The sequence below is a fragment of the Thalassospira alkalitolerans genome (assembly GCF_002115745.1).
In the GTDB taxonomy this organism is placed as follows: domain Bacteria; phylum Pseudomonadota; class Alphaproteobacteria; order Rhodospirillales; family Thalassospiraceae; genus Thalassospira; species Thalassospira alkalitolerans.
Genome location: NZ_JFKB01000002.1, coordinates 388468 through 406077, shown reverse-complemented (window position 1 = coordinate 406077; position 17610 = coordinate 388468). Strand labels below are relative to the sequence as shown.

The 17610-nt window shown below is 53.7% G+C and carries 17 protein-coding genes and 1 pseudogene; 12 read left to right on the top strand and 6 right to left on the bottom strand.

Annotation, left to right across the window (positions count from 1 at the left end; translation table 11 throughout):
* Positions 1–9 precede the first annotated feature (9 nt).
* Complete coding sequence (locus TALK_RS04955) at positions 10–1218, bottom strand: Mrp/NBP35 family ATP-binding protein (RefSeq protein ID WP_085616473.1); 1209 nt, start codon at positions 1216–1218, stop codon at positions 10–12.
* 148 nt (positions 1219–1366) lie between these two features.
* On the opposite strand from TALK_RS04955, the gene hflK reads away from it, so the two are divergent.
* From hflK to TALK_RS04935, 4 genes are all read left to right on the top strand, one after another.
* Positions 1367–2503 (top strand): FtsH protease activity modulator HflK, encoded by a 1137-nt coding sequence (hflK, locus tag TALK_RS04950; protein ID WP_085616470.1) that lies wholly within the window; start codon positions 1367–1369, stop codon positions 2501–2503.
* Positions 2503–3375, top strand: coding sequence for a protease modulator HflC (gene hflC / locus TALK_RS04945; protein WP_085616467.1), 873 nt, complete (start codon positions 2503–2505; stop codon positions 3373–3375). The genes hflK and hflC overlap by 1 nt, the downstream gene beginning before the upstream one ends.
* Positions 3376–3508: 133 nt before the next feature.
* The gene (locus TALK_RS04940; protein ID WP_085616465.1) at positions 3509–3700 is read left to right on the top strand and encodes a DUF2065 family protein; all 192 of its coding nucleotides are present in this window, start codon (positions 3509–3511) and stop codon (positions 3698–3700) included.
* A gap of 217 nt (positions 3701–3917) precedes the next feature.
* Positions 3918–5429 carry a DegQ family serine endoprotease gene (locus TALK_RS04935; protein WP_085616462.1) on the top strand — a complete coding sequence of 504 codons (1512 nt, stop codon included), beginning with the start codon at positions 3918–3920 and terminating at the stop codon, positions 5427–5429.
* An 85-nt stretch (positions 5430–5514) separates the two neighbouring features.
* Here the strand turns inward: TALK_RS04935 and serB are convergent, their stop codons facing one another.
* A complete protein-coding gene (gene serB / locus TALK_RS04930; RefSeq protein ID WP_085616460.1) occupies positions 5515–6405 on the bottom strand; it encodes a phosphoserine phosphatase SerB in 891 nt (296 codons plus the stop codon).
* Between the two features lie 209 nt (positions 6406–6614).
* On the opposite strand from serB, the gene miaA reads away from it, so the two are divergent.
* The 5 genes from miaA (at position 6615) to TALK_RS04905 (ending at position 12315) form a co-directional block, all read left to right on the top strand.
* The gene (miaA, locus tag TALK_RS04925; RefSeq protein ID WP_085616456.1) at positions 6615–7580 is read left to right on the top strand and encodes a tRNA (adenosine(37)-N6)-dimethylallyltransferase MiaA; all 966 of its coding nucleotides are present in this window, start codon (positions 6615–6617) and stop codon (positions 7578–7580) included.
* 152 nt (positions 7581–7732) lie between these two features.
* Positions 7733–9496, top strand: a complete 1764-nt coding sequence (locus TALK_RS04920) for an acetolactate synthase 3 large subunit (RefSeq protein ID WP_085616453.1) — start codon at positions 7733–7735, stop codon at positions 9494–9496.
* A 106-nt stretch (positions 9497–9602) separates the two neighbouring features.
* Entirely contained in the window at positions 9603–10112 is a 510-nt protein-coding gene (gene ilvN / locus TALK_RS04915; protein ID WP_085616450.1) for an acetolactate synthase small subunit, read from the top strand.
* A 101-nt stretch (positions 10113–10213) separates the two neighbouring features.
* A complete protein-coding gene (gene ilvC / locus TALK_RS04910; RefSeq protein WP_085616447.1) occupies positions 10214–11233 on the top strand; it encodes a ketol-acid reductoisomerase in 1020 nt (339 codons plus the stop codon).
* Positions 11234–11406: 173 nt separating this feature from the next.
* A complete protein-coding gene (locus TALK_RS04905) occupies positions 11407–12315 on the top strand; it encodes a pseudouridine-5'-phosphate glycosidase (RefSeq protein ID WP_085616445.1) in 909 nt (302 codons plus the stop codon).
* Positions 12316–12414: 99 nt separating this feature from the next.
* Here TALK_RS04905 and TALK_RS04900 read toward each other — a convergent pair whose 3' ends face one another.
* The gene (locus TALK_RS04900; protein ID WP_085616442.1) at positions 12415–12693 is read right to left on the bottom strand and encodes a hypothetical protein; all 279 of its coding nucleotides are present in this window, start codon (positions 12691–12693) and stop codon (positions 12415–12417) included.
* Between the two features lie 201 nt (positions 12694–12894).
* On the opposite strand from TALK_RS04900, the pseudogene TALK_RS22415 reads away from it, so the two are divergent.
* Positions 12895–13095 (top strand): annotated as a pseudogene (locus tag TALK_RS22415) (helix-turn-helix domain-containing protein); the annotation flags it as partial.
* A gap of 109 nt (positions 13096–13204) precedes the next feature.
* Here the strand turns inward: TALK_RS22415 and TALK_RS04890 are convergent.
* Complete coding sequence (locus tag TALK_RS04890; protein WP_085616437.1) at positions 13205–13891, bottom strand: GNAT family N-acetyltransferase; 687 nt, start codon at positions 13889–13891, stop codon at positions 13205–13207.
* Between the two features lie 227 nt (positions 13892–14118).
* Between TALK_RS04890 and TALK_RS04885 the strand changes: the two genes are divergently transcribed.
* The gene (locus tag TALK_RS04885) at positions 14119–14394 is read left to right on the top strand and encodes a hypothetical protein (protein ID WP_139833720.1); all 276 of its coding nucleotides are present in this window, start codon (positions 14119–14121) and stop codon (positions 14392–14394) included.
* Here the strand turns inward: TALK_RS04885 and TALK_RS04880 are convergent.
* Positions 14381–15121, bottom strand: a complete 741-nt coding sequence (locus TALK_RS04880; protein ID WP_085616432.1) for a PDC sensor domain-containing protein — start codon at positions 15119–15121, stop codon at positions 14381–14383. The two genes, TALK_RS04885 and TALK_RS04880, sit on opposite strands and share 14 nt — an antisense overlap.
* A gap of 113 nt (positions 15122–15234) precedes the next feature.
* Positions 15235–15879, bottom strand: a complete 645-nt coding sequence (locus TALK_RS04875) for a pyridoxamine 5'-phosphate oxidase family protein (RefSeq protein ID WP_085616429.1) — start codon at positions 15877–15879, stop codon at positions 15235–15237.
* Positions 15880–16007: 128 nt separating this feature from the next.
* Here TALK_RS04875 and pdxR point away from each other — a divergent pair, with 128 nt between their 5' ends.
* Positions 16008–17522, top strand: coding sequence for a MocR-like pyridoxine biosynthesis transcription factor PdxR (gene pdxR / locus TALK_RS04870; RefSeq protein WP_085616427.1), 1515 nt, complete (start codon positions 16008–16010; stop codon positions 17520–17522).
* Positions 17523–17610: the final 88 nt, after the last annotated feature.

Genomic DNA, 17610 nt, shown 5'->3' with positions numbered 1-17610 from the left:
CGACCTCAGTTACTTAAAGCTGATCTTTGGGAACAGGCTTTTCTTCGGTGCGGTTTTCGGACCAACGCGATTTTCAATCTCGGCGGCAATCTTATCAGCAATGGCGCCATAGGCCTTGGAATGTGCCCCTTCGGGATCGCTATGGACAATCGGTTTGCCTTCATCCGCGCCAAGGCGGATTTTAAGATCAAGCGGGATTTCGCCCAGAAATGGCACGCCAAGTTCCTCGGCCGCCTTTTTTGCCCCGCCATGGTCAAAGACATGATCGACATTGCCGCACTTCGGGCACTGGTAATAGCTCATATTCTCGATCAGGCCGAGCACCGGAACATTGACCTTGCGGAACATGTTTAACCCTTTGCGCGCATCCAAAAGCGCGATGTCCTGCGGCGTTGAAACAATCACGGCCCCCGTCACCGGCACACGCTGTGTCATCGATAGCTGGATATCCCCGGTCCCCGGCGGCATATCAACCACCAGAACGTCAAGTTCGCCCCAATCGCTATCACGCAAAAGCTGTTCAAGTGCGCCCATTGCCATCGGGCCACGCCAGATCACCGGCTGTTCTTCATCAACCATGAAGCCGATGGACATAATGCGAATACCAAATGCCGACGGCGGGATCATTTTCCCCTGCTTGTCCGAATGGCTTGGCTTGGCATCGCGAAGCCCCATCATGCGTGGCAAGCTGGGCCCATAAATATCGGCATCCAGCAAACCGACCTTCAGCCCCTTGGCCGCCAGTGCCAGCGCCAGATTGACAGAGGTTGTCGATTTACCAACACCGCCCTTGCCAGACGCCACCGTAATGATCGAACGAACGTCCGGCAGCTCAATTGGCTTCTGCCCTGCACCTTGCGGGCGTTGTCCAGCTTGCGGTGCCGCCCCGCCCGCCCCATTTGAAGAGGCATGGGAGTGACCATGACCATGTGAATGAGCGCCCGGCGCGGAACTGGCTGCTGCCTTCGGGCGTTCCGCCGTCAGAGCAACACGGGCGGTTGTGACCCCGTTCACATCAGCAACGGCGCGTTCAGCCGCAAGACGCAAATCTTCGAGTGCAGGCCCACGGGCAGGATCAACCGCAACCATGACATTTACTGTTTCGTCATGAATATCAATACCTTGAACCATCCCCTTTTCGACGATATTCTTACCGTCTGCCGGGTCGATGACATTGGAAAGGGCTTTTGTAATACTTTCCTGGGTGGGTGAGGTCATATTGCGGTCTCCGAAAATTGGCTTAAGTCTGTGATCAAACAGAACTTACGGGCGCCTATCGTTGTTTTGCACGGCAAGCTGTCATATAAGACGATAGAACACGGTAAGCAAAGATAAACACCGAACGGCAAGAAGAGGAAGACACTCGATGCCTTGGAATTCACAAGGGGGCGGCGGCCCCTGGGGCAGTGGCGGAAACAACGGCGGCGGCCGCAATCCATGGGGACAGCGTCCTCAGGGTGGCGGCGGTGGCGGTGGTAACACACCCCCCGATTTTGATGAAATGATCCGCAAAAGCCAGGAACGCCTTAAACGGCTATTTCCCGGTGGTGGTGGCGGCTACAAGGGCTTTGTCCTGATCGGTATCGCCGTAATCGGGTTGTGGCTTCTGACCGGCTTCTATCGTATTCAGCCGGGCGAACAGGGTGTCACCTTGCTGTTTGGCAAATGGGTTGGCACGACCGGTCCGGGTTTGAATTACTTCTTGCCCGCACCAATCGGTGAAGTGATCAAGCCAAACGTTGAACGTACCAACCAAATCGAAATTGGTTATCGCGGCACCGGTGGTGCAGGCAATGGTGGTTCACGTGACGTTCCCGAAGAAAGCCTGATGCTGACCGGCGATCAGAACATCATCGACATCGATTATGTCGTTCAGTGGCGCATCAGCGATGCAGGTGCCTATCTGTTTAATGTTCGCGATCCGGAAAACACCATCAAGCTTGCGGCCGAAAGTGCGATCCGCGAGGTCGTCGGCAAGACCAGTCTGGAAGAAGCCCTGACAGTTGGTCGTGTGCGTGTTGAAGAACAGACACGTACTCTGCTGCAAAGCATCGTCGATGGTTATGCTTCGGGTATTTTCATTGCCGAAGTGAAAATGCAGAAAGTTGATCCGCCGCGGGATGTTATCGATGCATTTAACGATGTGCAGCGTGCCCGTCAGGACCGTGATCGTTCTCAGAACGAAGCATTGGCCTATAGCAACGACATCCTTCCGCGCGCCAAAGGTGAAGCACAACGTTTGGTTCTTGAAGCCCGTGCTTACAAGGATCAGGTGGTCAAGAATGCCCAGGGTGAAGCAGAACGCTTTATCTCGGTCTATAATTCTTATCTGACCGCCAAGGATGTCACCACGCGTCGTCTGTATCTGGAAACCATGCAGGACGTTCTTAAGAACGCCAACAAGGTCATCCTTGATCAGAAGGGCGAAGGTGCCAACGGCGTTGTTCCGTATCTGCCGTTGCCTGAAATCCAGAAACGCGCGAACGCAGGAGGCAACAACTAATGGCTAGTCCTAAACTTATTGCCACCGGCGTCGTTGTTGTTATCGCAGCCGTGGTTGCATCCATGTGCATGTTTACCGTCCGTCAGGACCAGCAGGCGCTGGTATTGCAGTTCGGTAATCCGGTCCATGCGGTTTCCGAACCGGGCCTGCATTTCAAGCTGCCGATCCAGAATGTGGAATACTACGAACGCCGCATTCTTGAACTTGACCCGCCAGTTCAGCAGGTTCTTCTGTCGGATCAGAAGCGTGTCAATGTTGACAGCTTTGCCCGTTGGAAAATCGTTGATCCGCTTCAGTTCCGTCAGCGCGCAACCAACACAGCAAACTTTGTACAGCTGTTCGGTCAGCGTCTGAACTCGGTTATCCGTGGCGAATTGGCACAGGCCCCGCTTGTCGCCCTGTTGTCGGATAATCGGTCGCAGATCATGGAAAAAATCCAGTCAACCCTGATCGAACCGGCCAAAGAATTCGGTGTCGAGCTGATTGACGTTCGTATCGGCCGTACCGATCTGCCGCAGGAAACATCGCAGGCGGTCTATAACCGCATGCGTTCTTCACGTATCGCCGAAGCTGCACAGCTTCGCGCCGAGGGTGAAGAACTTAAGGCGAAAATCCAGGCAGAAGCGGATCGTGAACGCGTTGGTATCTTGGCCGAGGCACGCCGTCAGGCCGAAGTCCTGCGCGGTGAAGGCGATGGCCAGCGAAACATTGTTCTTGGTGAAGCCTATGGCAAAGATGCCAGCTTCTTCGAGTTCTATCGTTCGCTTGAAGCCTATCGCGAGGCACTTTCGGATGGCTCGACCATGGTGATTTCACCGGATTCCGAGTTCTTCCAGTACTTTAACAACTCCACGCCTGGCGCAAGCCGCTAGACAAAACAGGTGCTGGACAAAGCACTAGGGCGACCGGCATAGTGTGCCGGTCGCCCTTTTTTATTTGAAAATAATGTCCTGTTGATAGTTATATTGAACACAGGTTCATAGAAACGCCGGAACGTCCAAGCCCATGAAGGAACTCGCCACAGCTATTCTCCTGGCCATCGCGCTGGAGGGGATGTTTTATTCGTTATTCCCGGGCGGGGCCAAACGTGTGATGGAACTTATGCAGGAAATCCCGGAATCCCAGCTTAGGATCGGTGGCCTTATTGCCGCTATCGTCGCAATTGCCGCGATTTGGGGCATGCGGGTCTGGCTTTGAAAACTCAGACAGATGGATATTTACGTAAAATCGTGGATTTCGGTCGCGAAACACATAAAAACCGCGTCATGCCTTCTTTTTTCTCAGCCTTGCCAAATTTCTGACAAACTCGGGGCTAACTTGGCTAGTTAAGCGATGCGTGAACTATACGAAAGAGCGGCATCGCGTGCTGCAAGAAAACAAAACCGTGAACGCGGCAACGAACAGGATCAGACACATGCTAAAAGCATTATACAACCCGGCGCGAAACAAATTTACCGCTGCGCTGGTGATTGTTCTTCTTGGCGTGACCAGCGTCTCGCAAATTGCGAACGCTCGCCCCGCTCCTGAAAGTTTCGCAGATCTAGCCGAAAAGCTTCTGCCCACTGTGGTAAATATCTCGACCAGCCAGATGGTGGCTGAACGTCAGGGACCGGATTTCCAGTTCCCTCCCGGATCGCCATTTGAAGACCTGTTCCGCGACTTTATGGATCGCAACGGACAGGGCGGCGGACAAGGTCAGGGCCAAGGTCAAGGTCAGGCGCCCCAACAGCGTCGCGCGACAGCACTTGGTTCAGGCTTTATCATTTCTGCGGATGGCTACATTGTCACCAACAACCATGTGATTGACGGTGCCGACGAAATCACCGTCCGCCTGCACGAAGGTGAAACCCTTCCGGCGAAACTGATTGGCCGCGATCCGAAAACCGACGTTGCCCTTCTCAAAGTCGAACCGGCCAAAGACCTGCCCTTCGTTAAATGGGGTGATTCCGATCATGCCCGCATCGGTGACTGGGCTGTGGCCATCGGCAACCCGTTCGGCCTTGGCGGCACGGTAACTGCCGGTATCATTTCGGCACGAAACCGCGACATCAATCAGGGTCCGTATGATGACTTCATTCAGACCGATGCATCAATCAACCGTGGGAATTCCGGTGGCCCGCTGTTCAACCTTGATGGCGACGTCATCGGGATCAACAGTGCGATTTACTCGCCGTCCGGCGGCTCGGTCGGTATTGGCTTTGCCATCCCGTCGGCCATCGCCAATTCGGTTGTTGATCAACTCAAAGAATACGGCCGCACCCGTCGTGGCTGGCTCGGCGTTCACATCCAGACTGTAACCGATGACATCGCAGACTCGGTCGGTCTAGATACCTCGACCGGTGCCATGGTTGCCGGTGTTTCAGATGACGGCCCGGCAAAAGCCGCCGGCATCAAACAGGGTGACGTGATCCTGTCATTTGACGGTCGTGAAGTCGAAAGCATGCGCCGCCTGCCGCGTATTGTTGCCGAAACCAAAATTGGCAAGGATGTCGATGTAGTTCTCTGGCGTGACGGTGAAAAGAAAACCGTTCAGGTCGAACTTGGCGAACTTGAAGAAGAAGAAATTGTCGCCACCGCCGCCGATCCGGCAGAGCAACCGGCACCCGCCGTTGCCGCAGCCGAAATCAAGGCTCTTGGCGTCAAGGTTGCCAATGTTAATGACGAACTGCGCCGTCGCTATAACCTGGCCGAAGGCACCGAAGGTGTCATCGTGACCGAGGTCAATGGTGACAGCTATGCCGCCGAAAAGGGTGTCCGCCCGGGCGACATCATTATCGAAGCCTCGCACAGCTCGGTTTCCTCGGTCGAGGAAGTCTCTGACGCGGTCAAAAAGGCCCTTGATGATGACAAACGCACGATCCTGATGCTGATCGAAACCTCGGCAGGCCCGCGCTATTTCGGTCTGACGCTTAACAAGGAACAATAAGACCTTCGGGTTTTATTGCCTGATACGCAAAAAGGGCGACCCGCAAGGGCCGCCCTTTTTGCATTTCCGTGTTTCGTCGGGTTACTCAGGCAACGAAATCGGCCTTGGCATAACCTTGCAGATAAAGCAGGGCGGTCAAATCGCCATGATTAATGCAAATACGGGCTTGTTGCTGAACCGACGGTTTGGCATGGAACGCAACACCGATTCCAGCCAGTGAAATCATCTGAAGATCATTGGCTCCATCGCCAACTGCAATTGCGTCTTCAACGCCAATCCCTTGCTGAGCGGCAAGTTTTTCAAGCGCATCGACCTTGGCTTGACGATCCAATACCGGCTTTTGCACCTTGCCGGTCAGCTTGCCATCCTTGGTGATCAGCACATTGGCCTGATCAAAATCAAAACCAAGTTCGGCGCGCACCGCCCCGGTAAAGTAATCAAACCCACCCGATACCAATGCGGCAAAGCCACCATTGGCCTTCATGGTCGCAACCAGTGTTTTTGCCCCACCGGTATATTCCACCGTTTTCCAAGCTTCGGCCATCATGTCGGTCGACATGCCATCCAGCAAACCAACGCGTTCATCAAGGGCGGCTTCGAAATCAAGCTCACCATTCATCGCCCGCGCGGTAATTGCCGCAACACGATCCTTGACCCCGGCAAAAGCGGCAAGCTCGTCCAGCGTTTCACCGGTAACCATGGTGCTGTCCATATCCGCGATCAAAAGCTTTTTGCGGCGCCTGCTTGCAACCTGAGTAACGGCATCGACACCAAGGTTGGCATCCCGAAGCGCCGTATCAGCGATATCAATACTCAGCCCGACAAAGCCGATATCGCAGGCTTCCCCATCGGCAAGCCAGGTAACATCCCCGACACTCGCCCCGGCCCCGGCCAGAACGACTTTGGCGCGCTCGACGATATCATCGCTCAGCGCGTTAGAATGGGGGGCCGTGATCAGGGTCAGGACCAGATCCATGGATTGCGGGCTCCTTGGCATGGCAAAAGCTAAATAATATTTGCGTCTTTATCCGCATTGCTCCGACCAAAGACAAGTCCCGTTTTCCCCAAAGCCCGTCCTCTGCACAATTTTTGTCCTCTGCAACGGCGCTAATTTCTATGCCTTGCGAACCGAACCTCATAAACTGGGCGTTCTCAATAAATAGAAGAACTGAAAGTGCCTTTCCAATGTCTGCTGTTTCCGCTCCCCCGTTTCACCCCGTCCTGATCGTTGCCGGACCAACGGCAAGCGGCAAATCAGCACTTGCCCTTGATATGGCCGAGGCATTTGACGGTGTGGTGATCAATGCCGACAGCATGCAGGTCTACAAGGAACTGCGCGTGCTAAGTGCGCGGCCTGACGATGGTGAAATCGCACGCGCCCCGCATCGGCTTTATGGTGTGCTTTCCGGGCGCGAGGCGTGCTCTGCCGGGAAGTGGCGTGGCATGGCAATGGCGGAAATCGCCGAATGCCATGCGACGGGAAAATTGCCGATCATTACCGGTGGCACGGGCATGTATCTGAATGCCCTGACGCAGGGGATCGCCCCCATTCCCGATATCCCCGCCGACATTCGCGATCAGGTCACCGCCGAACTTGAAAAAGCCGGACATCAGGCGTTTTTTGATGATTTTGCCAAACGCGATCCTGACACAGCCGCCAATCTTGATCCGTCCAATACCCAGCGCCTGATCCGTGCGGCCGAAGTTCTGGCAGGAACCGGACGCGGGCTTGCCGCCTGGCACCGCGACCCCATGGTTACACCGCCTGCGAGCATGGTTTTCAAAAAGCTGTGCTACATGCCGCCACGCGATATTCTTTATGATCGTTGCAATCGGCGTTTTGATCTGATGATCGAACAGGGCGCTATTGAAGAAGTCCGGGGGCTTTTGGCGGAAAACCTGCCGGAAAGCGCGCCGGTCATGAAGGCCGTCGGCGTGCGCGAGATTGCCGCCTATCTGGCAGGCGAGATGGATTTACCCGCCGCCAAAGAGAAATCACAACGCGAAACCCGACGTTATGCCAAGCGTCAATTGACCTGGTTTCGCCATCAAATGACCGACAAGGAAATCATCGACACGCAATATTCGGAAAGTTTAGCTGATAAATTGCGTAATGATATTCACCAATTTCTGTTGACCACGCCAAAGTGAGGCGATAGGTTGGCCCTACCGCCTTCCAAATGGCGGAAAACCGCCGTTTCGGCGGATTTTTCAACTCCAGTTCAAAGGTAATTGGATCATGTTTCAATCACGCGGTTATCACACGACACGTTGTTGTCGTTAAGTAAAGAGGCTCGAAAATCATGGCAGAACGTATTTTAAACGGTTCGGAAGTAGTGTTGCAGGCCCTGGTCGATCAGGGTGTGGAAGTCGTATTCGGCTATCCCGGCGGCGCTGTCCTACCGCTATATGACGAGATATTTAAGCAAAACCGGATTCGTCATATCCTAGTACGCCATGAACAGGCTGCCGTGCATGCCGCCGAAGGTTACGCACGTTCGACCGGTAAGGTCGGCGTTGTGCTGGTAACCAGTGGTCCGGGTGCAACGAATGCCGTTACCGGCCTTACCGACGCGTTGATGGACTCGATTCCCATTATCTGCCTGACCGGGCAGGTTCCGACCCACCTGATCGGCAATGATGCCTTTCAGGAAGCCGATACCACCGGTATTACCCGCCCCTGCACCAAGCATAACTATCTGGTGAAGGACAGCGAGAAGCTTGCGCGCACGATGCATGAAGCATTCCACGTTGCGACAAGCGGCCGCCCGGGCCCGGTTGTGATTGACCTGCCAAAAGATATTCTGGTCGCCAAGGCGCCGTATCTTGAACCGTCGCAGGTCACGCACCGCACCTATAATCCGATTGTCAAAGGCGATCGTGGCCAGATCGAACAAGCCATCGAATTGCTGGCATCGGCGAAAAAGCCGATCCTGTATTGCGGCGGCGGTGTGATCAATTCCGGCAGTCAGGCTTGCAAGATCCTGACCGAATTCACCCGTATGACCGGTGTTCCGATCACGCTGACCCTGATGGGTCTGGGGGCCTATCCGGCGTCAGACAAACAGTATCTTGGCATGCTGGGCATGCACGGCACCTACGAAGCCAACATGGCGATGCATGATTGCGATGTCATGATTGCAATCGGCGCGCGTTTTGATGACCGTGTGACCGGCAATCTTGATTTCTTCTCGCCGGGATCACAGAAAGTCCAGATCGATATTGATCAAAGCTCGATCAATAAAAACGTTCCCGTCGATATCGGCATCATTGGCGATGTTGGTCATGTCCTTGAAGACATGATGAAAATCTGGAAAGCCAAACAGCACCGGATTGACGCCAAGGCGCTTGATAGCTGGTGGGACGAGATCGAAGGCTGGCGCGGCAAACGCTGCCTGTCTTACAAGCAGCCCAATGACGTGATCAAGCCGCAGCACGTGATCCGTCGCCTGCATGCGCTGACGCGCGACCGCAAAACCTATATCACCACCGATGTCGGACAGCACCAGATGTGGGCGGCCCAGCATTTCGGGTTTGAACATCCCCATGAATGGATGACATCGGGTGGCCTTGGCACGATGGGCTATGGCATGCCAGCCGCCATGGGCGTTCAGGTTGCCCATCCCGATGCGACCGTGATCTGCTTTACCGGTGATGCTTCGGTGATGATGAATATTCAAGAATGCGCCACGCTCAAGCAGTATCACCTGCCGGTCAAAACCGTGATCCTGAACAACCGCTATATGGGCATGGTCCGCCAGTGGCAGCAATTGCTGCACGGGTCACGCTATTCCGAAAGTTATAGCGAGTCCCTTCCTGACTTCGTCAAACTTTCCGAGGCATTCGGCTTTACCGGGCTTACCTGCAACAACCCGGCTGATCTGGACGACACGCTCAAGCAGATGCTTGAAATCGATGGTCCGGTGATCCTCGACGTGGCTGTGGATGACAAGGAAAACTGCTATCCGATGATTCCATCGGGCAAACCGCATAACGAAATGCTGCTTGGTGCGGAAACCAACGGTGACGAAGCCATAGATTCCGACGAAGGGATGGTTCTGGTCTGATCGACGATCAAGACAATCGCGATTACGACCTCATCAAACCATAATCAAAGGCCGGGCCGGGCTGCACATTGAATGCGCCCGCCCGCGCCCTAGCGGAGCAAGACCCGTGAAAGAAACCGAAATTTCGAAACATACCATATCCATTCTGGTGGATAACGAGGCTGGTGTTCTGGCCCGTGTCATCGGCCTGTTTTCCGGCCGTGGCTATAACATCGAAAGCCTGACGGTCGCCGAAGTTGACGCCAGTTACCACCAGTCGCGCATCACTGTTGTCACCTCGGGTACGCCCATGGTGATCGAACAGATCAAGGCACAGCTTTCACGTTTGGTTCCGGTTCACAAGGTCAGCGATTTGACCCTTTCCGGCCCAAGTGTCGAACGCGAACTGGCTTTGATCAAAGTGATTGCATCGGGTGAAAAACGTGTCGAGTCCCTGCGTATTGCTGATATCTTCAAGGCACGCGCAGTCGATGCGACCAACAGTTCCTTCGTCTTCGAAATCATCGGAAGTCCGGAAAAGATTGATGCTTTCATCAAATTGATGGAGCCGCTCGGACTTTCTGAAACTTCGCGCACGGGTGTCGCGGCAATTTCGCGCGGCACGCTGACGATGTGAGTTCGCCGGGGAATGCTTTTGCAGCCCCGCGTTTAACAAGTTTGATCCATCCGCCACGCACAAGAAAAATCGCGTGGCCCAACGTCCAGAGGTATCGAAAGATGCGTGTTTATTACGACCGCGATGCAGATGTTAATCTGATCAAGACCAAAAAAGTTGCCATCATCGGTTACGGTTCGCAGGGCCATGCCCATGCACTGAACCTTCATGACTCCGGTGTTGCCGAAGTTGCTGTTGGCCTGCGTGAAGGTTCTTCATCGCGCAAAAAAGCTGAAAAAGCCGGTTTGAAAACCATGACCCCGGCCGAAGCCGCTGCATGGGCCGACGTCGTCATGATGTTGACGCCAGATGAACATCAGGCAGCCATCTATGCCAACGAACTGCGCGACAACCTGAAACAGGGTGCCGCCCTTCTGTTCGCACATGGCCTGAACGTTCATTTCGGCCTGATCGAGCCGCGCGCTGATCTTGACGTTATGATGATCGCACCGAAAGGCCCGGGCCACACGGTTCGTTCCGAATATGCACGTGGCGGCGGGGTTCCGTGCCTGGTGGCTGTTGAACAGAACGCATCAGGCAATGCGCTTGAACTTGCACTTTCCTATGCATCGGCAATCGGTGGCGGCCGTTCGGGCGTGATCGAAACCAGCTTCCGCGAAGAATGCGAAACCGATCTGTTCGGCGAACAGGCTGTCCTTTGTGGTGGCCTGACCCAGCTGATCAAATACGGTTTCGAAACCCTGACCGAAGCCGGTTATGCACCGGAAATGGCCTATTTCGAATGCCTGCATGAAGTCAAACTGATCGTCGATCTGATGTATGAAGGCGGTATGGCCAACATGCGTTATTCGATCTCGAACACTGCAGAATACGGCGACTATGTCACCGGACCGCGCGTGATCGATGCATCGGTCAAAGAACGCATGAAAGAAGTTCTTACTGACATTCAGGAAGGCAAATTCGTACGTGACTTCGTTCAGGAAATGCATTGCGGTGAACCGATGTTCAAAGCAACACGCCGCCTGAATGCAGAACACCCGATCGAAGAAGTCGGCACCAAACTGCGTGCTATGATGCCGTGGATTGCTGCCAACCAGTTGGTCGACAAAGAAAAGAACTAAGCTTTACCGCTTGGATTTCAAAACGGCCGTCCTGATGGGGCGGCCGTTTTTGTTTGTCTGAACAAAACAGCATTATGCCCCGATTAATCATCATGTGCGTTTAAGGTGGATTTCACAGGTCGATCCGCGTAATTCTGACCTTTAAAACTTTAACTCACACATGAGCATTTTGAATGTCGGACTTTATTGATATCGCCCCGGAAGTTGCAGAAGCCCTTGCGAGCGGCAAGCCGGTAGTAGCCCTTGAATCGACCATTATTTCCCATGGCATGCCCTATCCGCAGAACCTTGAAACCGCACAAGCGGTTGAACAAGATGTGCGTGACAATGGTGCCATCCCGGCCACCATTGCCGTTATTGGCGGCCGTTGTAAAATCGGCCTGTCACCTGCGGAACTGGAATATTTCGCCAAGGGCACCGACATTTTGAAACTGTCGCGCCGTGACATCCCGTATTGCATTGCCAAAAAACGCGACGGTGCCACCACCGTTTCGGCAACCATGATCATGGCTGAAAAAGCCGGTATCAAAGTGTTTGCCACCGGCGGCATTGGCGGGGTTCATCGCGAACTGGCGACAAGTTTTGATATCTCGGCCGACCTGACAGAGCTTGGCAGAACCAGTGTTGCCGTGGTCTGCGCCGGGGCCAAGGCGATCCTTGATATTCCGATGACGCTTGAACATCTTGAAACGCTGGGCGTGCCGGTGATTTCCTATGGCACCGATGAATTTCCGGCTTTTTACACGGTCAAAAGCGGCCAAAAAGCACCGATTCGCCTTGACACCCCAGCCGAAATTGCAGAATTCCTGAAATCAAAATGGGAATTCGGTCTTGCCGGCGGTGCCGTAATTGGCAACCCGCCCCCGGCCGAGAAGGCATTGGAACTTGATGCCATCGAACATGCAATTGACAGCGCATTGATCGAAGCCAAAGGCCTGAACATTCATGGCCGCGAAGTCACCCCGTTCCTTCTGCAACGCGTGACTCAGCATACCAAGGGCAAAAGTCTTGAGGCCAACATCGCGCTGGTCCGCAACAATGCGGCCCTTGGCGCCAAAATTGCGGTCGCACTGGCCGGTTAAGCCCTAAGCATGGTCCCAAATCGCCAAAGCCCCCGGCCTGTTCGGGGGCTTTTCTTTTTCGGTTTTGATATTTAACCGATCAATAATCCGGGTCAGAACCTAGTCCGCAGCCGCGACATGGCCTTTGGGAGTATACGGTTCGCAATTTTCGCGTGCGGCATTGGCAACAACAAGTTCACGTATGATCGCAAGTATCGCCGGGGTTTCCATATCCATGCCCTGCGTTGATTGTTCGTAACGCGCAATATCCTCGGACAGAAACTGTAAATTGGATAACAGAATATCTGTCGTCTGCCGCGACAGATACAACCTGCCGCCGTAATCATTTGCTGTACGGCGCAATAACGCCGTCATCGTCGAGATTTGTTCGCTCAACATTTGATCTCTACGCGATTTATGGTTTTCCTCATCCCTCATTATGCACAGTATCACCATTTTTCGCGTAGAAACAATCCCGAAACACACCAAATAAGTGCTAAATACGCAAAATTCGCGTAGCCCGCTGCATGGTCACTTCACAGTCTTTCTCTTTCGGAGTAGCCTGTATATCCTTTAAGATAAGGCAAAGGGGCGAAAGGTATGAACTCCGACGCGACGACAGGACTGGGCCAGCGGATCGGGATTTGCGAAAAAATCGCAGGATCACGAAGCGCCCTAGCCGAAAAAACCGGGATCGCTGCCCGAACGCTTGAAAATTACAGTCACGGGCGCAATGACCCAAAGGCCTCTGCGTGTGTTGCAATTGCACAAGCAACCGGCGTTTCAATCGAATGGCTTTTGACCGGCATCGGTATGCCATCCAGCCCCCCCAGCCAAACCGCTGAGGACGAAAGCGAACGCAAAATCGTCTATAACATTGCTTATTTCCTTGCCCGAAAGTCCAAAGCGGTCAAAGCAGACCCTGAGGCGTTTGCTGATTCATTTCTGTCGCTTTACGATTATTGCCGGGAGAAACAGCAATCTGGTTCGGAAACTTTTGACGCCCAAGCATTTGAGAATGTTGTGGAATTTGCGTCAAAGCGGCTTCAGAAGAATAGCGCGTGACCAATCTCTGCAACCGCTGCCTTAACCTGTCACAATCATCACAGACATAGCCAACCTCGGGCAATCTGCGGCCTTCTATCACTCGGTCACGCTTGATCTGGCTGCGCCACCCCATCTGCGCGTACCAGAACCGAATCGGATTATCACGAAACGCCCATAGCACGGGCGGCGTTAATCCTTGTTCGGCAAGAAAGTCCACCATCGTCAACATCATGACCGGGCCGGTTTCACGTCCACGATAGTCCGGCAGGACATAAGCCGCATGCAATTCACCGCGTCCATCGATCTCGGGATCGCGATTTCGGCAGCAAAAACAAAAGCCAACCACCTTTTGATCGGCCTCGATAACGAACAAAGCATCGCTTTCTTCGTGGGAGTCGAACCAATTCAACCATTGCTGTTCTCGAAATTCCCGCGATCTGCTGCGTAAAACGGCTTCGGGCATAAAGGCATATGTCTCACGCCAGCAATAAGCGTGGATCAGCGAAATCATTGAAACATCATCGATTTTTGCGGCTCGGATCGAAATCATTGCTCTTCCTCCATTTGACCTAGTGGAGGAAAATAATTGCACATCTTTCGCGTGTTGCGTTTTCCATATAAAATTATTTAAAGACGTTCCGAAAAATCCTGACCACCTAAAACGATAGTGACCGGATTTGATGCATGCTTGATATCGACCTTCAAAAACGCCTTGATCAGGCTGGCCCTGCTATCCGAAGAAACAAAACAGGCTTGTCACTGATTCAGCAGCTTACGATGACCATCGCCATAGCTTTGTTTACGACCGTCATCGGAATCACGACATATGCGCATCTGACCGCGATCCCGGCCATGCCATCGGACGATCTGGGAAAACTTGCCGTGATTGTCAGTGATGTAACGGGAACGGTGCCTGTCGATATCTGGGCGGCGATGGAACGTCATATCGGCAAAAAGGCCAATAGCTTTGATGCAAATGATCAAGTCAAAGCGATCGCATTCCTTTTGGAACTGATCGAAAATCAGCCCAAACCCACAATCAATATATGGTAACGACCGAACTGGTCACCACAACCGGATAGTCGCGCAATTTGCGCCACATGGTGCGCGCCGGATAGGTATTAAGCTTGGTCTCGGTCACACCGGAAAGACTGTCCCGCACCATCAAACTTTCAAAGAAATCAGGGTCCAGTTCCATCTGCGCCGGGCTTGTCATCACGGCTGTTCCGTCTGTGGTAAAGGCGGAATAAAAACACAGGCGACAAGCGCGTTCTGCCGGAAGCCAGGCATCGGGCGTCATCACCGCGACCAAAACCCCCATCGTTGTTCCGGATACACCACGCAACAAACGCGTGACCGGAATGAACGGAACGCCTGATTGCTGCCCCAGAACCGGCACACCAATGCGAATACCATCATTTCCCGCAACAATGGTTTCACTGAAATAGCTGCGATCAGAAAGATCAAGATTGGCCGCCGGATGTCGCGTGGTATCGAACCGAAGAATTCCCTTGGCATCGATGAATAAAAGCGCGCGCACCGCAGATACCTGTTCGGTAAAACGTTTTAAGCTACCTTGCAGGACAACGGCATTCATCGTGCCATCGTTCCGCAAAAGGTCGGCGGATCGACGCATCAAGCCATCGGTCTGATTGAGGATATTTTCAACATGCGTCGCCATCAGAAGTACGTTTTCTTCAAGCGAGATACCTGTTGGCTCCGCAGACGCCTGTGCTGGTACCAGCCAAAGCCCCAACAGAACAATCATCCACTTTTTCATCACCGATCCCCACGCTGTGCGTCATAACAGCTACCCAAAAACAGGCTTGCTGTAAATGAAACAACAGCGCATGGGGCCATCTATCATCCAATCAACGGGTTTAACGGGCCAGATTATCGCCGATAGGCCGGATCAAGACGGGCATCATCAACCGGTGTTCCCCATGTGATTTCGCACGGCAAAACCCCGGCCCAGACCGGCCAATTATTATCTTCCTCGTCATCAACCGGACCACCGGAACGCACCTTTGCCGAAACCTCGTCCAAATCAAACCCCAGAAACATCGTGGCCTTGAGTTCCTGATCATTGGGTTGACGGACCTGATCCCAACGGCCCTTGGAAAGCTTTTCAACAAACAGTTTCGAATGTTCAAGCTTGTCGGCGGGATCGGCCACAATGTCGCCCTTGCCATAAATCACGACGGAACGATAATTCGCCGAATGATGAAACGCCGAACGTGCCATCACCAGTCCATCCAGATGGGTAATGCACAGACAGGCTTCTGCCCCATTGGCAATTGTCGCCAGAATGCGATTTTTCGACGCGCCGTGAATATAAATTCGTTCCCCAACGCGCCAATGTGCCGTCGGGATCATCGCCGGGCGACCATTCACCACCGTTCCGACATGGCAAATCAGCGCATCATCAATGATGCCGTGCACAAGCTTGCGGTCATAACTTGCGCGTTTGGGTCCGCGGACAACTTTGGTTGCCGGGTGAATTTTATACTGTTCAGGCAGTTCAATTGCGTCTGACATCTTGTCTCTCGTTTCATATTGGTGGCGGGTTGGCACCATCATCAATGAAATTGGACTTTCTCAAAGGTCCGTTATAAGAATTTTGACCAGACCAATTTTACCAAGCCCCATTTTCTGATTGTTAAAAAATGCGCAGTGACTTCACCTGGATTTACCCAAGCCATCCCGCATCTGGCGATGGCACAAATGGCGATACCGCCTATCGCCGTCTTTATCTTGGCATTCGCCAGGCGATCCTTGATGGGCGTCTGCATCCGGGTGAAAAGCTTCCGGCCAGCCGTGATCTGGCCAAAAGTCTTGGCGTGTCGCGCAATACCGTCGTGACCAGTTTCGATCTATTGGCATCGGAGGGATATCTTGAAACCCGGATCGGGGCGGGAAGTTTCGTCGCCAGCAGCCTGCCGGATCGGGAAATGACCGCAACCACATCGCACAAACGGCGCGATCAGGATCACAAATCAGCCCCCCCGCCACGGCTTAGCCAAAGTGCCATCCGCATGCTGGCTTATGATCGGCGTTTTCCGCGTTTTCGTGTTGCCCGGCCCTTTAACCCCGCAACCCCTGATCTGGATGCCTTTCCATTTGATCTTTGGGCGCGATTATTGCGCCGAAGCTGGCGGGCACCGACTCTTGATTTAACCATTCCGGTTGATCCGCTTGGATTACCCAAACTGCGCGATGAAGTCGCAAAATGGTTGCGACAATCCCGCGGGGTCAACTGCGATGCCGATCAGGTAATGATTGTATCCGGCGCGCAACAGGCGCTTGATCTGATTGCCCGTGCGCTTGTCGATCCGGGGGATATCATTGCCACCGAAGACCCCGGTTACGAGGGCATTCGCGGTGTCCTTGCCGCAAGCGGCGCCAAGCTGTTACCCATCCCTGTCGATGACGAAGGGCTTCAGGTTGATCAGCTTCCAACCTGTGATCCCGCCCGCATTGTCGTCACCACGCCATCACGCAACTATCCGCTGGGCACGACCCTGTCACTGGCGCGCCGTCTTGCGCTTTTGCAATGGGCGGATGCCAATGATGCGTGGATTGTCGAAGACGATTACGACAGCGACTACCGCTATGACGGGCCACCTCTTTCATCGCTTCAGGGGTTGGATCGTAATAATCGGGTGATTTATGTCGGCACGTTTTCACGCGTGATGTTTCCGGGCATTCGATTGGGGTATCTGGTTTTGCCCGCAGCACTTATTTCCGTCTTTCGCGGCATGCGCGGTTTTGCCGATGGGGTTCCGGCCCCAACGGCACAGGCTGCACTAGCCGAATTTTTCGCCGAAGGGCATTTTGGTGGCCATGTGCGTAAAATGCGCCTGAGCTACGGCGAACGCCGCGCACATCTGCGCAACCTGATCGAAACGCATGCGCCAGATATGCTAAAGATTTTGCCCTCAGACGGCGGATTGCATTTATGCACCCGGTTGATGAACGGGCAGGATGATGTGATGCTTCAGGAACGGATGATCACGGCACAGCTCGATTGCCGGGCACTTTCGTCCTATTACCATGACAAATCAGAAAGAAACCGACCCGATTTACCACAGGGATTGGTCCTGGGCTTCGCCGGGTGGAAAAAGAATATGATCTCGCAAAGTTTTGATGAACTGATCGATGTGATCCGACGTAAACCTTAATCTACCGAGCCAGAGAGCGCGCCTCACCCCCCGTGATGTTGTCACATTCAAAGCGTTCTCTTATCCTTCTTCTTCTCGCCCCTGCCCT

Excerpts from the sequence above, each read along its gene's own strand:
- TALK_RS04935 (WP_085616462.1), top strand. The coding sequence starts at position 3,918 with ATGCTAAAAGCATTATACAACCCGGCGCGAAACAAATTTACCGCTGCG.
- TALK_RS04905 (WP_085616445.1), top strand. The coding sequence starts at position 11,407 with ATGTCGGACTTTATTGATATCGCCCCGGAAGTTGCAGAAGCCCTTGCG.
- TALK_RS04890 (WP_085616437.1), bottom strand. The coding sequence starts at position 13,891 with ATGATTTCGATCCGAGCCGCAAAAATCGATGATGTTTCAATGATTTCG.
- TALK_RS04900 (WP_085616442.1), bottom strand. The coding sequence starts at position 12,693 with ATGTTGAGCGAACAAATCTCGACGATGACGGCGTTATTGCGCCGTACA.
- pdxR (WP_085616427.1), top strand. The coding sequence starts at position 16,008 with ATGCGCAGTGACTTCACCTGGATTTACCCAAGCCATCCCGCATCTGGC.
- TALK_RS04920 (WP_085616453.1), top strand. The coding sequence starts at position 7,733 with ATGGCAGAACGTATTTTAAACGGTTCGGAAGTAGTGTTGCAGGCCCTG.
- TALK_RS04940 (WP_085616465.1), top strand. The coding sequence starts at position 3,509 with ATGAAGGAACTCGCCACAGCTATTCTCCTGGCCATCGCGCTGGAGGGG.
- ilvC (WP_085616447.1), top strand. The coding sequence starts at position 10,214 with ATGCGTGTTTATTACGACCGCGATGCAGATGTTAATCTGATCAAGACC.
- TALK_RS04955 (WP_085616473.1), bottom strand. The coding sequence starts at position 1,218 with ATGACCTCACCCACCCAGGAAAGTATTACAAAAGCCCTTTCCAATGTC.
- serB (WP_085616460.1), bottom strand. The coding sequence starts at position 6,405 with ATGGATCTGGTCCTGACCCTGATCACGGCCCCCCATTCTAACGCGCTG.
- TALK_RS04880 (WP_085616432.1), bottom strand. The coding sequence starts at position 15,121 with ATGAAAAAGTGGATGATTGTTCTGTTGGGGCTTTGGCTGGTACCAGCA.
- miaA (WP_085616456.1), top strand. The coding sequence starts at position 6,615 with ATGTCTGCTGTTTCCGCTCCCCCGTTTCACCCCGTCCTGATCGTTGCC.
- hflC (WP_085616467.1), top strand. The coding sequence starts at position 2,503 with ATGGCTAGTCCTAAACTTATTGCCACCGGCGTCGTTGTTGTTATCGCA.
- hflK (WP_085616470.1), top strand. The coding sequence starts at position 1,367 with ATGCCTTGGAATTCACAAGGGGGCGGCGGCCCCTGGGGCAGTGGCGGA.
- TALK_RS04885 (WP_139833720.1), top strand. The coding sequence starts at position 14,119 with ATGACCATCGCCATAGCTTTGTTTACGACCGTCATCGGAATCACGACA.
- TALK_RS04875 (WP_085616429.1), bottom strand. The coding sequence starts at position 15,879 with ATGTCAGACGCAATTGAACTGCCTGAACAGTATAAAATTCACCCGGCA.